The sequence below is a fragment of the Pseudomonas sp. JDS28PS106 genome (assembly GCF_036706555.1).
In the GTDB taxonomy this organism is placed as follows: Bacteria; Pseudomonadota; Gammaproteobacteria; order Pseudomonadales; family Pseudomonadaceae; genus Aquipseudomonas.
In genome coordinates, this window is sequence record NZ_JBAJGT010000023.1 from 25,702 (window position 1) to 40,173 (window position 14,472).

The window sequence follows — 14,472 nt, forward strand, 5'->3', positions numbered from 1 at the left end:
TCCGGGGCGCCATGTTTTTTTATCGGCCTTTGATCGATTGACGCGGCCGGGTGCGCAACGGGTCAAGCAGAGCGCCCAGACCGTTATGGTCGATCTCCTGCATCAACGCCAGCAAACCCCCCAGTTCTCCAGCGGGAAAACCCACCCGAGCGAACCAGTTCAGATAATGTCCGGGCAAGTCGGCGATCAGACATCCCTTGTACTTGCCATAAGGCATTTCGCGAGTGACCAGCAATTTTAGTGTCTCGGGATTCATATCATGTTCACGGAGTCGGGAATGGTGGCGACCATACATGCATTCTGCATGAGGTCAAAACGACAGTTCTTGCAGAAAGAGCGATCCTGCGATGTGAAAAATTCATTAAGCTATTGATTCATAAAGATTTAATTGGTACGCAAAAGCTGGCACGCAGGCTGCAATACCCATTACAGGCATCAAACTTTTCTTAAACTGCCTTGGAAGGATATTGAAAATGACTGATATCAATAAAGATGCGATCGACCTGTTGAATGACCTGATCGAAACAAGCAAGGACGGCCAGAAAGGCTTTGAGACCAGCGCTGAAGACCTGAAAAATCCTCAGCTGAAAACCTTTTTCCAACAGCGCGCTTCCGACTGCGCCAGCGCCGTTCGCGAGCTGCAGGCTGAAGTCCGTGCCCTGGGTGGCGACCCTGAAACCTCTTCCAGCGTCTCCGGCTCCCTGCACCGTGCCTGGGTTGACCTGAAGTCGTTGGTCACCGGCAAGAGTGATGAGGCCATCCTCAACGAAGTCGAGCGTGGCGAAGACGTGGCGCTGAAGTCCTACAAGGAAGCGCTGCAGAAAGCGACTGAGAAAGGCGTGCCAGCCAGCGTTATCGGTCTGATCCAGAAGCAACTGGACGGCACTCAGCGTAACCATGACCAGGTCAAGGCATTGCGCGATCAGGTACGTCGCCAGTCGTAATTGACCAGCGAATAGCTGTCGCGGGCAAGCGCGCTCCTACGAAAGTAGAGCGCGCTTGCCTGTTTTTGTGTCCGCCTGCGCTGATTCTGTAGGAGCGGCTTTAGCCGCGAAAGCCTGTATCGGACGATGAAGATGTTGCGCCTGTGCGATTAATTGCGGCTGAAGCCGCTCCTACCCTGATTGTGCACGGCTTCCCAATATTCGATCCGGTTTCGTCCATTGCGCTTGGCCTGATACAGCGCCTTGTCCGCCAGACCATAGAAGGTTTCGAGCTTGTCCCAGGGTCTGACAACGGTAGTCGCCACGCCAATGCTGACCGTGACAGGGCCGGTCGCACGTTCGAAAGGCGGAATCTGCTCCACCTCTGCGCGGATGTCCGCTGCAATGCTCAGCGCACCGGCCAGGTCCGTTTCGGGCAGCACCATAACGAACTCTTCTCCACCGTAACGCGCCGCGATATCGCCCGGTCGTTTGGCGTGCCTGCCGATGGTCTGCGCCACTTTGCGCAGCGCCTCGTCACCACCGGCATGACCATGCCGCTCATTGAAAGCCTTGAAGTGATCGACATCGATCATCAGCAGCGACAAAGGCTTGCCTGAACGCCGCGCGCGGAGCCATTCCGCATCTACCGCTTCGTCCAGCTGACGCCGGTTCGGCAGTTCGGTGAGGCCGTCGGTAGCCGCCAGTTTCGCCAGTTCGGTTTCGGCATGATGCCGTCGGCGCAATTCGCGCCGTAGCAACAGCGTCAGCCACAGCATCCCGATGCACAGTGCTCCGGTCGCACCCCCCACCAGCGCTGCGTTGCGCGTCCAGACGGCGTAAACCTGTTCCGTGGACTGGCTGATCACCAGCACCAGCGGCAAATTGCCGACCCGCGAAAATGCATAGAAGCGGTCATCCTGGAACTGTTCCGAAAAAGCGCTGAAGCTGCCGTTGCCTTCGCGCAGGATCCGCTGGAAGTTGGGGGTGCGGGCGTAGTCCTTGCCGGTCAGATCCTGCCCGTCGATGTCCGGATAACGGACCACCAGAATGCCCTGGGTGTTGAGCAGAGCGATACCGCTGTCAGGCCCGAGCATCTGGCTCATGAACAACTGCTTGAAATACACCAGACGCATCGCCGCGCTGACGATCCCCTTGAACTCTCCGTCCGGCCCTTCGAGCCGGCGACTGAAGTTGATACACCAGTCCTTGAAGCCCCAGCGGGTCTTGTAGGGCGCACTGACGTGCAGCCCAAGCGTCGGGTTTGCCTTGTGGGCCTGGAAATAAAGCCGGTCGGAGAAGTTGTCGTGGCGCGGCGGAATGAACATTGAGTCGATGGACACGTCGCCGCGCTCATCGAGCAGTACCAGATCGCCCTTGTAGCTGGCCGCCTTGAAACGGTCGAAATACAGGTATTGCTGAAGCTCGGGCGCCAGCCTGGCCACGTCCGGTCGTTGCCAGGCCTTGATCATGCCCAGCAACGACGAGTCGTATAGCTCGGCATTGCGCATCACGTCGGCATTGATCAGCTGCAGAATGTTCGAAGCGTTGCGCGCGGCCGTCTGCGCCGCATCGGTACGCTCGCGCGCCAGCAGCCAGGCCACGATGCACAGGATTGCCAGTACCGACAGCGAACTGCCGCGTATCAGAAGGCTTTCCGAGCGGGTCATTCTGAATATTGTCGTACGCCTTGCGGCAGGGGAGGTCATGGCTGCTGGTCTACCCGCGGAACTGTGCGCGAGCTATATATCACGATCCTTTATGTTCGGCTCGGCTGATTGCCACTGAATAGGTTCGACCTTCGTCAGGGTGGCGGTGAAACAGTCGCTCCAGTTGCAAGTAGATGACCGGTGTGGTGAACAGAGTCAGCATCTGGCTGACCAACAGCCCTCCCACCACCGCGATGCCCAGAGGTTGACGCAACTCTGCGCCCACGCCGAAACCGAGCATCAGCGGCAACGCGCCGAGCAGCGCTGCCAGGGTCGTCATGATGATCGGCCGAAAACGGGTCAGGCATGCCTCGTAAATGGCTTCCTGTGGCGTAAGTCCCAGCTCGCGCTGGGCCTGGAGCGCGAAGTCCACCAGCAGAATGCCGTTCTTCTTGACGATGCCGATCAGCAGGACGACCCCGATCAGCGCCATGATCGAGAAGTCCTGGCCCATCAGCCAGAGCAGCAACAGAGCGCCAATGCCGGCCGAGGGCAGGGTAGAAATGATGGTCAGCGGGTGCACGAAACTTTCGTACAGCACGCCGAGAATGATGTACACCGCGACCAGCGCGGCCAGGATCAGCCACGGCTGGCTGGCCAGCGAACTCTGGAATGCCTGCGCCGCGCCCTGGAAATTGCCGACGATCGAGGCCGGCATGCCGATCTCGTTCTTGGCCTGATCGAGCAGGCGCACGGCATCCCCGAGCGCAACTCCGGGGGCGAGATTGAACGACAGGTTGGCGGCGGGAAACATCCCGTCGTGAGCAATGGACAGCGGCCCCGTTTTCGGCGCGCTGACTGTGGCCAGCGCCGACAGCGGCACCATGTCCCCGGTCAGGGGCGAACGCAGATAGAAATAGCCCAGGCTTTCGGCGCGGCCGCGCTGGCGGGCGTCCAGTTCGAGGATGACCTTGTACTGGTTGACCTCGGTCTGATACTCGCTGATCTGGCGCTGGCCGAAAGCATCGTACAAGGCCTGATCCACATCGGCGGTGGTGAGCCCGAAACGCGCCGCGGCGCTGCGGTCGATGTCGATATGGGTAACGCTGGCACCCGGTTGCAGGTCGTTGGACATGTCGCGGAACGCCGGGTTGGCGCGCAGCTTCTCCGTCAGGCGCTGGGTCCAGGTATCGAGCAACGGGCCGTCATTGCTCTTGAGCACATACTGATACTGGCTGCGACTGGGACCCGAGCTCAGGTTGATATCCTGCCCGGCGCGCAGGTACAGCACGATGCCCGGCACTTTTGCCAGCTGGGGCCGCAGCCGGTCGATGAATTCGCCGACCGACACATCGCGCTCGGCCCGAGGTTTGAGCGAAATCCAGAAGCGGCCGTTGGCGATGGTCTGGTTGCTGCCGGTCACGCCCACCGAGTGGGAGAACGCCAGGACTGCCGGATCAGCGCCGACGATCTTCGCCAGTTGCTCATGCTTGGTGACCATATCGGTGTAGGAAATGTCCGCGGCGGCTTCAGTGGTTCCCAGAGCAAAGGCCGTATCCTGCAAAGGAAAGAATCCCTTGGGAATGAACACGTAGCCAGCGACCGCCAGTGCGAGGCTCAGGCAGAATACAGCCAGAGTAACGCGCTGATGCGCGAGCGCTTTGCACAGGCCGCGCTCGTAGATCGCCAGCAGGCGCTCGCCAAAACCCAGACGGCCATGCGAGACATGACCGGGAGCGCGCATGAACATCGCCGCCAGGGTCGGCGCCAGCGTCAGGGACACCACCACCGAAATCAGGATGGTTGCGGTCGCGGTCAAGGCGAACTCCTTGAACAGCCGGCCTACGACGCCGCCCATGAACAGCAGCGGAATGAAGGCCGCGACCAGCGAGAAGCTGATCGACACCACCGTGAAGCCGATCTCGCCCGAGCCCTTGATCGCCGCTTCGCGCTTGCCCTGGCCGGCTTCGAGGTGTCGATGAATGTTTTCCACGACCACGATGGCGTCGTCCACCACGAACCCCACGGCGATCACGATCGCCACCAGGGTCAGGTTGTTCAGGCTGAAACCGAACAGGTACATCACTGCGAAACTGGCCACCAGCGAAACGCCCAGTACGGCGCTGACGATCAGCGTCGCCGACAGCTGGCGCAGAAACAGAGCCATGACCGCGACCACCAGCACCACAGCGATCAGCAGGGTCAGCTCGACTTCGTGCAAGGAAGCCCGAATGGTCCGGGTGCGGTCGTTGAGCACGGAAACGTCCACGGCTGCGGGAAGCATTTGCTGCAGACGGGGCAGTTCGCGCTGGATGCGGTCCACCGTCTCGACGATATTGGCGCCGGGCTGGCGGAAGATCGCGATATTCACGCCCTGCTGTTCGCCCGACCAGGCCCTGACGTAGGCGTTTTCCGATCCCCGGACCACCCGGGCCACGTCTTTGAGGTACACGGGCGCGCCGTCTTTGTAGGAAACGATCAGTTCGGCGTAATCCTGTGGCCTGAACAACTGATCGTTGGCTGACAGGGTCGAGACGCTGTCCTTGCCATAAAGCGCACCTTTGGCCAGGTTCAGACTGGTCTGCTGTACGGCCAGGCGGATGTCGGCCAGAGTCAGGCCGAGCGCGGCCAGCTTTTCGGGCGCGGCCTGCACGCGGATTGCTGGACGTTGCTGACCGGTAATGTAGATCTGTCCTACTCCCTGAACCTGACTGAGCTGACGCGCCAGCAAGGTTTCAGCGACATCGCTCAGTTCCGTGCCGGGCATCAGGCTAGAGCTGACGCTGAGGATCAATACCGGACTGTCCGCCGGATTGACCTTGCGCCAGGTCGGCAGATTTGGCATGTCCGCAGGCAGTCGGCCGGCTGCGGTGTTGATCGCCGCCTGGACTTCCTGAGCGGCGGTGTCGATGCTCTTGGTCAGCGCGAACTGCAAGGTCAGGTTGGTCGAGCCCAGTGCGCTGGTCGAGGTCATCTGGGTCATGCCGGGGATCGCGGAAAACTGCACTTCCAACGGCGTTGCCACCGACGATGCCATGGTTTCCGGGCTGGCGCCGGGCAGCTGCGCGTTGACCTGAATCGTCGGGAACTCCGCCTCGGGCAGGGGCGCGATCGGCAGGCGCGGGAAGGCGATGGCGCCCAGCAGCACCAGCGCGAAGGTCAACAGCAGCGTCGCGACAGGATGATCGATGCACCAGGCGGAAATCGAACCCCGATCCTTCATGGCGTGCTCCCGGCCTGCGAAGCCTGGTTCGCCGGCTCGCTCAGTATTTCAACCGGGCTGCCCGGCCGCAGGCGCGACTGGCCGTCGCTGACCAGCACATCTCCTGCTTGCGGACCGCTGATCAGCGTCATATCGCTGTCCTGATAAAGCACCTCGACCGCGAGCACCTCGGCCTTGTTGTCCGTCGTCACCCGGTAAACGTAATGCTGGTCGATCCCGCGTCGCACGACTTGAGGCGGGACCTTGAGCGCGGCGTATTCGATACCGGTCTGGATCTTCACGGTCACTAACTGGCCGGGCCAGAGCAATTCTCTGGGGTTGGCGAACTGTGCCTTGGCCCGAATGGTTCCGGTACCGGCCAGGACCTGGTTGTCGATCAGTGCCAGTTCGCCTTCACCCAGCAGGGCGCCATCGTTGCCATCACCCAGATAAGCCTTGACCGGCGCGCGCTCAGGATGAGCGACCAGACCCTGCAGCACCGGCAGCATCTGTTGCGGCAGCGAGAACTCCACCGCCACCGGATCGATACGGGTCACCGAGAACAGTCCACCGGCATCCGTCACACGCAGGAAATTGCCTTCATCCACATTGCGGATGCCCACGCGACCTGTCACGGGTGAGTGTATTCGGGTGTAGGAAAGCTGGACCTGCGCGGCGTTGATCGTGGCCTCGTTGCCCAGCAGGGTAGCGCTGAGCTGATTCACCAGCGCTTGCTGCTGGTCGAGGGTCTGACGCGAGACGCCATTGTCTGCGCTCAGCTGACGATAACGCTTGAGGTCCAGTTGCGCGACTTCGAGCTGCGCCCGGCTCTGGGCCAGCTGCGCTCTGGCCTGTTCCAGCGAGGCGCGAATGGATCGGTCGTCGAGTGTCGCCAGCAACTCGCCAGCCTTGACCTGCTGGCCCTCCTTGACCAGCACCCGGGTCAGGATTCCGTCGACCTGCGGGCGGATCACCACGCTCTGCAGCGAGCGCACCGAGCCGATGCCGGTCACGAAGCGCGGCACGTCCTCGACACTGACCTTCACCACTTTGACCGGCACGCTGGCCGGTGCGCTGATCTTCGCCGTGGCCGGCCGGGTCAGGCTCCAGCTCGCGACCGCCGCGACGATGACGAGGGCGGCGACCGCCAGGGCGATTCGGGTCTTGTTACGCATGTGTATGAGGCGCCAGGTCGGGGTGAGGAAATCGAGCGTTCCGAATTCTTCCTTATATCCCTCATTGCCGGCCAGCAAAATGCTTTTCTGCTGTAGGACTTGTCAGAAAATCGATGGGAAACATCAAGAAATATCTGGCGGTGACGATAAGCATCAGAACAGAGGTTGACCAGAGCAGATGTAATTCCTAGGACATTTCCTACATATGCGTTCGGAATTTTCTGGCGATTATTCCTTGCCTCGACTTAACTCATTCATGTGAGCTGATCAATGGAGTATCGCCATGAAAAGCGAAACGTCGGTTTCGGTAGTCTTTCCTGATGTCATTCCAGTAGTTTGTCGTTCATTGACCGCTGCGTTACTTGCCTGCGTCGCGTGGGCATCAACGCCAGCCATGGCGGACAATGCCATAAGATTCAGCGGCAGCGTGGTCAACGCCACCTGCAACATTCAGTCCGTCAATGCCCACACGGCAAGCGAAGGACAGCGACTGACGCTGGCCCCTGGCGTCAGCTTCCAGGTCGACACCTCGCGCAATGCCTGCGACGGTCAGGCCGCACCGTTCATCGCTCATTACACGCCGGTGCAGCACGAAGCGCCGCAAACAGCGCGCTCGGGCGAAGCCAGTGGCTCTGAAAATGCCGCCGTGGTGACCCTCACCTATCAGTGACACACGCCTCCGCCAGCGTTCCGTGTGCTGCCGCTTTCCATGCGGACGGCGCGCGGACGTATGTCTGCTGATCTGAATCCTCCCCGCCAGCCAATCGTCGAGTGCAACTCTTCAGTTGACTCTATTGCTTGGGTATTCCGGCAAGGGCTTGTTTTACCTGACTTGCAGGCGATTTCCGATTTTTCCCACAGAAACTTCTTATGCGTGATAGCGAATATTCCTTAGTTGCAAAGTAATAAGGCTGACAGCGAATCAAGAGCCCGGGACCTATAGTGCTCGCCGTCCAATCATGGGCACACACGAAATAACACAAGGAACGTAGTTAGCATGAAAAAGCTCTCACTGGCATTGGCGGTTACCAGCGCACTGAGCCTGGGCGTTATCGGAAACGCCGCCGCAGCGAACAACGGCAAACTGGTATTCAACGGCACCCTGACCAACATCTCCTGCGCAGTTGCGCCGGGCACCGGCGTCAGCCCGGGCAATCCGGGCGAAATCAACGTCGATCTGGGGAACGTATCCTTTTCGGATATCGGCCTGTCGAGTGCCGCGCGTTTCGAAACCGCAACACCGATTCAGATGCTGGTCAACTGCAGCGCCGGGGCTGATCAATACGCCACCGTGAAGATGCGCTTCGCCGCGCGCAACGGCAGCGGCCTGGACAACAACGACGCCAAGCTGCTGCGTACCACCGGCGCCGCGGATGGCGTGGGCATCGGCCTGCTCAACGCGTCCAACAACCTCATGGACCTCAGTGGTACTGAAACCATCGATACCGACCTGGTGCAGGACGGCGCCGGCGGTGCAACGGCCGAAATCAATTTCGGCGCCGTATACGTGCTCAATGGCACCACGACCAACCCTGGCAATGCCGATGGCTTCATGCCCTTCGTGATGGACTACGAGTAATGCGTCAGGCGGAGCGGGAAGTGATCCGCTCCGCCTTCTTCCGGACTCAGGGCAGGGCAGCATGTTTTCGACTTTCTTTCGCGCCGCAGCGTTCGCCGGCGCGTTGTTGTGGGTGGGTGGTTCGCAGGCGAGCATCGTTCTCAATACCACCCGCGTCATCTATAACGGCGCCGACAAAGAGGCCAGTTTCGGAGTGCTCAACAGCGGCAACGCGGAGATATTACTGCAGACCTGGCTGGAATCCGGCGCTGACAGCAATACTCAGGCCAGGCCTCCCTTTGCGGTGACACCTGCGTTGACGCGTATGCCCGGTAACGGGCGGCAGCTGTTGCGGCTGATTTACGCGGGCTCCGGCTTGCCTCAGGACCGCGAGTCAGTGTTCTGGCTCAACGTACAGGAAATTCCCCAGGCCGCGGCGGAAAACACATTGCAGATCGCCGTGCGTCAGCGCATCAAAGTCTTCTTCCGGCCCAAGAGCCTCAGCGGGGACGCGCAGGATGCGCCGCAAGCCTTGCAGTGGCGATTGTCGGGAAGTGACGCCGTGCTGGTGGAAAACCCCGGGCCGTACCACGTCTCGATGATCAGGATTGCCGCTCGCCAGGCCAATACCGAACTGGCGCGCGAGGATGCGCGGATGATTGCGCCGGGCGAAACCGTGCGTCTGACGCTCAGTCGCAAGGCCGGTAGCGGACCTGTGACCCTCAGCTTCAACAGCATCAATGACTTCGGTGGCCAGGTGGCTTATCGGGCCACCTTGAAGCCCGGCGTCAGCACGGTCGCCAGGAGGGCGGACCCCGAATAACGCTTGATCTCGTCCGGATGCCGGCTCGCGCCTGTATCCAGCTCCCAACCACTGGGCTTCGTCGACCGCGAGCGCCCAGCTTTCCTGCGTGGCCGTGAAAGGACGTTACGCGCCCCGTTCGATTGCCGAAGTGAAGTGAAACAGCTAATGGAATGGCATAAAGCACACATAAGAACGACAGCCGTTGCCGCGCTCGAACTGCCCGCTGGTGGCATTCGGACCCTGCGCCGCAAGAGGACTGTCGCCAGGCATTGTCTGCCGGGAATAGGCGTGAGTCTGACGCTGATGATGCCCATGAAAACGTTGACGGCCGAGCCTGGGCGAGGCGCGGACACACCGAGCGTGAGATTCAATACCGCGTTCATTCAGGGCAGCGACCAGCCGCCGGATCTGCAGGAGTTCCTGCGCGCCAACAGCGTGCTGCCGGGCACCTACCGGGTAGACATCTATGTCAATCGCGCGCTGAAGGGTCGCCAGGACATCACCTTTTCCAGCCATAAAGGCTCCGGCCTGATCGAGCCCTGCCTGACGCCGGAGGTGCTGCGCGATCTGGGGCTGGACCTGCAACGCTTGCCGGGTATCGAGTCGTCGCCAGCTTGCTTCGATCTGGCCGCCCGGGTGGAGTTCGCCCGGGTCGACTACCAGCCCGCGGCCCTGCGGCTGAACATCAGCGTTCCCCAGGCGGTCATGGCGCGCAGCGCCAGAGGGTATGTGTCGCCGGATCTGTGGGATCAGGGCGAGACGGCAGGGTTTGTGAACTACGCCTTCAACGCGGCGCGGCGCAGCAGCCGCGGACAGGAAACCGAACAGTACTATCTCGGACTGCGCAACGGAATGAATCTGGGGGCGTGGCGATTGCGCAACGAGTCTTCGCTGGTTTACGGCAATGACCAGACCTATCGCTATCGCAGCAATCGCACCTTCGCCCAGCGCGACATCACGGCGCTCAAAAGCCAGCTGACGCTCGGCGAGACCTATACCGACGCGCAGGTGTTCGACAGTATTCGCTACAAAGGGGCCGCGCTGGTCTCGGACGATGGCATGCTGCCTGACAGCGAGCGCAACTTCGCCCCGGTGATCCGGGGCATCGCGGAGACCAATGCGACGGTCGAGGTCCGGCAGAACGGCTTCCTGCTGTACAGCGGCAACGTGTCCCCAGGGCCGTTCGAAATTGCCGACATCTATCCCAACGGCTCCAATGGCGACCTTCAGGTCACGGTGATCGAGGCGGACGGACGCCGGCGCTCGTTCACCCAGGCGTATGCTTCGCTGCCGATCATGGTGCCGGCCGGTTCGTTGCGCTACAGCCTCTCGGCGGGGCAGGTGGACACCAACGGCGAGGGCGACCAGACACCGGAGTTCGCCAGTGCTGCCGTGATCTACGGCTTGTCCGAGGCGGTGACCGGATTCGGTGGCATGCAGCTGGCGCAAGATTATCAGGCAGGCAATCTGGGCGCCGGGGTCAACACCGGCGTCGGGGCCGTTTCGCTGGACATCACCCAGTCGCTGAGCGAGCTGGAGCAGCGCAAGCGCAGCGGGCACAGCCTGCGCGTACGCTACGCCAATACGCTCGACGTGACCGACACCACACTGGCGATCGCCGGTTATCGCTACTCCACCGAAGATTATCGAACCCTCAATCAGCATGTCAGCGAGCGTGACCCGCGTCCTGGCCCTTATGCCGCCGGACGCGCCAGAGACCGCCTGGAACTCAACATCACCCAGGTATTGCCGGCCTGGACGGTGTCTCTGAGCCTGACGGCGTCCGAGCAGCGCTACTGGAATCTGCCGGGAAAGTCTCGCCAGTTGTACCTGGCTTATAACTCGGTCTGGCAGGGGGTCAGCTACAACCTGTCGGTCGAGCGTAACCGGTCCACCGGCCGAAACGGCGTGGTTGAAACGGATAATCGTGTCGCATTGACGCTGACGATTCCACTCGGATCGAGCGCTGCGTCTTCGCGGCTGTCGCTCAATGCGGTTCGCGACAGCGCCGGCGATCACAATCTTCAGGCCGGTCTCAACGGTCAGGTGCTCGGCAATCGGGACAGCTTCTACTCCGTGCAGGCAGGGCATGACAGCAACTCGGGCAGTTTCGGCTCGGGCAAGATCAATACGACCCTGCCGTTCGGACGTTTCGAAGCCGGGTACAGTCAAGGCCGGGACTACGATGCGTTCACCCTGGGCGCTTCCGGTTCGCTGGTGGCCCACGCGGGCGGCCTCAACCTCGGGCAGTCGCTGGGCGAAACCTTCGCATTGGTCCAGGTCCCGGAAGTGGGCGGCGCCAGGCTGAAATCCTTTACCAATGTCGAAACCTCGGCCAACGGTTATGCGGTGCTGCCCTATGCCCAGCCTTACCGGACCAATTGGGTCAGTCTCGACACTCGTCAGCTGGGCGCGGATATCGACCTGGAGAACGCGGTCAGCCAGATCGTGCCGCGGCGCGGCGCCGTGCCGGTGGTCCGCTTCAAGGCCAGCGCCGGGCGGCGCGTTCAGTTCGAACTGGTACGCGGCGACGGCAGCCCGGTTCCGCTGGGCGCCAGCGTCGAGGACGAGCATGGCCGCTCGCTGGCCGTGGTCGATCCCAATAGCCAGGCGCTGGTGCTCAGTGACCGGGACAGCGGCCTGTTGATCGTGCGCTGGTCAGGGCAACGCTGTAATGCGCCGTTCAGTTTGCCGCCACGGGACCCCGAGCGGGCTTACGAGCGGTTGCGGGTGGTGTGCCAATGATGCGCAGGGTCAGCCCGCGCGTCGGCGGCCTCTGCCTGATGTTCTTCGCGATGGTCGCCGCTGTCGAAGCCTCGGTGTCCTTGTCCGGAACCCGCCTGATTTTCGACGGGCGTTACCCGGAAGCGACGCTGCAAGTGACCAATCGCGGAGCCGGTGAAGTGCTTATCCAGACCCGGTTGAGCGACCCGCGGGATGACGATGACACTCCTTTCGACCAGCGTCAGGCGCTGCCCTTTGCCGTGACACCGCACCTGCAGCGCCTGGCACCGGGCAGCAGGCAGACCCTGCGGATTTTCTATCAGGGCGAGGGCATGCCGAACGGGCGCGAGTCGTTGCTGCATCTGTACGTCACGCAAGTGCCCCGGCGTACCCACGGCGAAGCTCAACTCAACATTGCCATTCGCCAGCGCATCAATGTGTTTTTCCGCCCGACGGGTCTGGAAGGCGATCCGGCCTCGACTGCCGAAGCCCTGCGCTGGTCGCTGAGCCGTTCTGCGCCAGACGCGCCGATCCTGCGGGTCGTCAACCCCACGCCCTATCACGTTGCGCTGCAAGAGCTGTATCTGGACGGGGTCAGGGTCAGCGAGTCGCATCTGCTCGAACCCGGCGCGCGGTATCACTGGGCGCTGTCTATCGCAAACCCCGCGCCCGGGCTGCGATTCAAGGCCCTCACCGACTACGGCGGCCAGCGCGATTACTGCGCCAGGCTCGACGCGACGGCGGAAAGCAAAGCTCGCTTGCGCGAATCCTCTCACTCTCAGGAGTCATGCTGACATGAACCCAATATTCGTCCACCGCTGGATGCGGTCTCTTCTGGTAGTGGCGCTGTTCGCCCCCGCGACCGGTCATGCCTTGGTGTGCACCGCTCAGGACAGCGGCGAAACGATCATCCGGGATGATTTGAGCAGCACGGTCGCGATCCCGGCGTCCGTTGCCGAGGGCGAAGCGGTCTGGCGCTCCGGCCAGTTGAACGTCAAGGTGGTCTGTGCCAAGGAAGGGCAACAGTCCATTCAAGAGGAGATTTTTGTCCATCTCAATCCCGATAACCTGCAAATAGGGCAGGGCATCCGAGCGGGGCTGACGCTCAACGGCATTGATTACGTGCAAAGCAGTGGCCGTATCTCCACCGGGCAGTTCGTGCCAGTCTGCCATGAAGGAGACGACAATATCGAAGCCTGTCCGAAGACCAGCTTCACCTTGCCGTTTTCGGTGTTCATTCAGAAATACGGCCCCACGCCTCCCTCCGGCGTCGCCAGCGACCTGCTCGACTATCGGGTTTTCGAGCTGGCCGGCGGCAACGGGCCTGAGCCGATTGCCGGACGTAGCCTCAGTTATTCGCTCAACAGTCTCAATGGCTTGCGGTTTGTCGCTTGCGACGCCGAGTTGCAGGTCATACCCGAAACGGTGGATTTCGGAATCATCGGTATTCAGCGGGTTTCGGTCGGGAAAGTATTTGCCAGACAGCCGTTTTCTCTGGTGGCCAATCGCAGTTGCGATTCTCCATTCAGTCTGAATGCCCGTTGGCGGCCGGTCAGCGGCACGCTGGCAGGCAACTTGTTGATTCCCAACCTGAACAAGTCATTGGGTATCCAGATTGCTACCGTCCGTGGTGCGGTGATGCGCTACAACGAGCCTTTCCACTTGGCGAGTCTGCTGGGAGATGAGCAGTCCGCCAGTGTGGATTTCACCGCCGAACTGGTCTGGAACAGCAAGAGCCCCACAGCCGGGCCATTCGAAGCGGAGGTCATGGTGGATCTGTTTTACAAGTGAACCGACCGGCCGGTGAAGGGCTAAAACAACGCGCTCATCGTGGGAGGGAGCTTGCTCGCGACGGCTTTTACGGCGCTGGCACTGCGGCCTTGGACATATCCATTACCGCGTGGGCTGGACCTCTTGGTTTCGGCCCTTACGGCCGACCCCCTTTTGTTTCGGCAAAAGGGGGAAAAACCATTGCTCCTGGCTTGGCCCTTCGGGTTCCCTCACTCCGGCGACGCTCCACCGGGCCGCGCCGAAGGGCCGTCCATGGCCCATCGGCGCTGGCTCGGCGTCCTGCCTCGCTCCCCGGCTCCGCGTCGCCTGCGTTCGGCCTGCGCCCAAGTCGCGTTCGGCGGCGTCTGTGAGTTTTGCGTAGAAGATCAAGATCAAGATCAAGAGCTTTGGCTGTGCTTTGCTTTTTCCACGATAGTGCAGACGCCGCCGAACGCGACGTTGGCGCAGGCCGAGTGGAGGCGTTGCGCAGGGGGGAACGAGGCAGGAGCCGAGTTAGCGCCGCAGGCCATGGATGGCCGTGTGCTGGTTTAATGGTTCCGGACACCTCAATAGGGGAAACTACACCCACTGAGGAGTCTCCATGAGCAAGAAGAACAGAAGCTTTGATGTCAGCTTTAAGCTGGAAGTCGCCAAGATGGTCAAGGA

Annotated in this window: 11 protein-coding genes; 7 read left to right on the forward strand and 4 right to left on the reverse strand. The window is 61.4% G+C overall.

Annotation, left to right across the window (positions count from 1 at the left end; translation table 11 throughout):
- Positions 1-19: 19 nt before the first annotated feature.
- Complete coding sequence (locus TRP66_RS22980) at positions 20-256, reverse strand: DUF3820 family protein (protein ID WP_333407777.1); 237 nt, start codon at positions 254-256, stop codon at positions 20-22.
- 217 nt (positions 257-473) lie between these two features.
- Here TRP66_RS22980 and TRP66_RS22985 point away from each other — a divergent pair, with 217 nt between their 5' ends.
- Positions 474-944 carry a ferritin-like domain-containing protein gene (locus tag TRP66_RS22985; protein WP_333407779.1) on the forward strand — a complete coding sequence of 157 codons (471 nt, stop codon included), beginning with the start codon at positions 474-476 and terminating at the stop codon, positions 942-944.
- A 149-nt stretch (positions 945-1,093) separates the two neighbouring features.
- On the opposite strand, the gene TRP66_RS22990 is transcribed toward TRP66_RS22985, so the two are convergent.
- The 3 genes from TRP66_RS22990 to TRP66_RS23000 are packed head-to-tail and all read right to left on the reverse strand — an operon-like array spanning position 1,094 to position 6,949.
- The gene (locus tag TRP66_RS22990; RefSeq protein WP_333407781.1) at positions 1,094-2,632 is read right to left on the reverse strand and encodes a sensor domain-containing diguanylate cyclase; all 1,539 of its coding nucleotides are present in this window, start codon (positions 2,630-2,632) and stop codon (positions 1,094-1,096) included.
- A gap of 40 nt (positions 2,633-2,672) precedes the next feature.
- The gene (locus TRP66_RS22995; protein WP_333407783.1) at positions 2,673-5,795 is read right to left on the reverse strand and encodes a multidrug efflux RND transporter permease subunit; all 3,123 of its coding nucleotides are present in this window, start codon (positions 5,793-5,795) and stop codon (positions 2,673-2,675) included.
- Entirely contained in the window at positions 5,792-6,949 is a 1,158-nt protein-coding gene (locus TRP66_RS23000; RefSeq protein ID WP_333407785.1) for an efflux RND transporter periplasmic adaptor subunit, read from the reverse strand. The genes TRP66_RS22995 and TRP66_RS23000 overlap by 4 nt, the downstream gene beginning before the upstream one ends.
- Before the next feature lie 283 nt (positions 6,950-7,232).
- On the opposite strand from TRP66_RS23000, the gene TRP66_RS23005 reads away from it, so the two are divergent.
- The 6 genes from TRP66_RS23005 (at position 7,233) to TRP66_RS23030 (ending at position 13,827) form a co-directional block, all read left to right on the forward strand.
- Positions 7,233-7,619 carry a hypothetical protein gene (locus tag TRP66_RS23005; RefSeq protein ID WP_333407787.1) on the forward strand — a complete coding sequence of 129 codons (387 nt, stop codon included), beginning with the start codon at positions 7,233-7,235 and terminating at the stop codon, positions 7,617-7,619.
- A gap of 327 nt (positions 7,620-7,946) precedes the next feature.
- A complete protein-coding gene (locus TRP66_RS23010) occupies positions 7,947-8,528 on the forward strand; it encodes a fimbrial protein (protein ID WP_333407789.1) in 582 nt (193 codons plus the stop codon).
- 61 nt (positions 8,529-8,589) lie between these two features.
- Positions 8,590-9,330 carry a fimbrial biogenesis chaperone gene (locus tag TRP66_RS23015; protein ID WP_333407791.1) on the forward strand — a complete coding sequence of 247 codons (741 nt, stop codon included), beginning with the start codon at positions 8,590-8,592 and terminating at the stop codon, positions 9,328-9,330.
- Between the two features lie 147 nt (positions 9,331-9,477).
- Positions 9,478-12,057: a fimbria/pilus outer membrane usher protein gene (locus tag TRP66_RS23020; RefSeq protein ID WP_442965250.1), complete on the forward strand. Its 2,580-nt coding sequence runs from the start codon at positions 9,478-9,480 to the stop codon at positions 12,055-12,057.
- A complete protein-coding gene (locus TRP66_RS23025) occupies positions 12,057-12,830 on the forward strand; it encodes a fimbrial biogenesis chaperone (RefSeq protein ID WP_333407801.1) in 774 nt (257 codons plus the stop codon). Before TRP66_RS23020 ends, TRP66_RS23025 begins: the two co-directional genes overlap by 1 nt.
- A gap of 28 nt (positions 12,831-12,858) precedes the next feature.
- Positions 12,859-13,827, forward strand: a complete 969-nt coding sequence (locus tag TRP66_RS23030; protein WP_442965253.1) for a fimbrial protein — start codon at positions 12,859-12,861, stop codon at positions 13,825-13,827.
- The last annotated feature ends 645 nt before the right edge of the window (positions 13,828-14,472 follow it).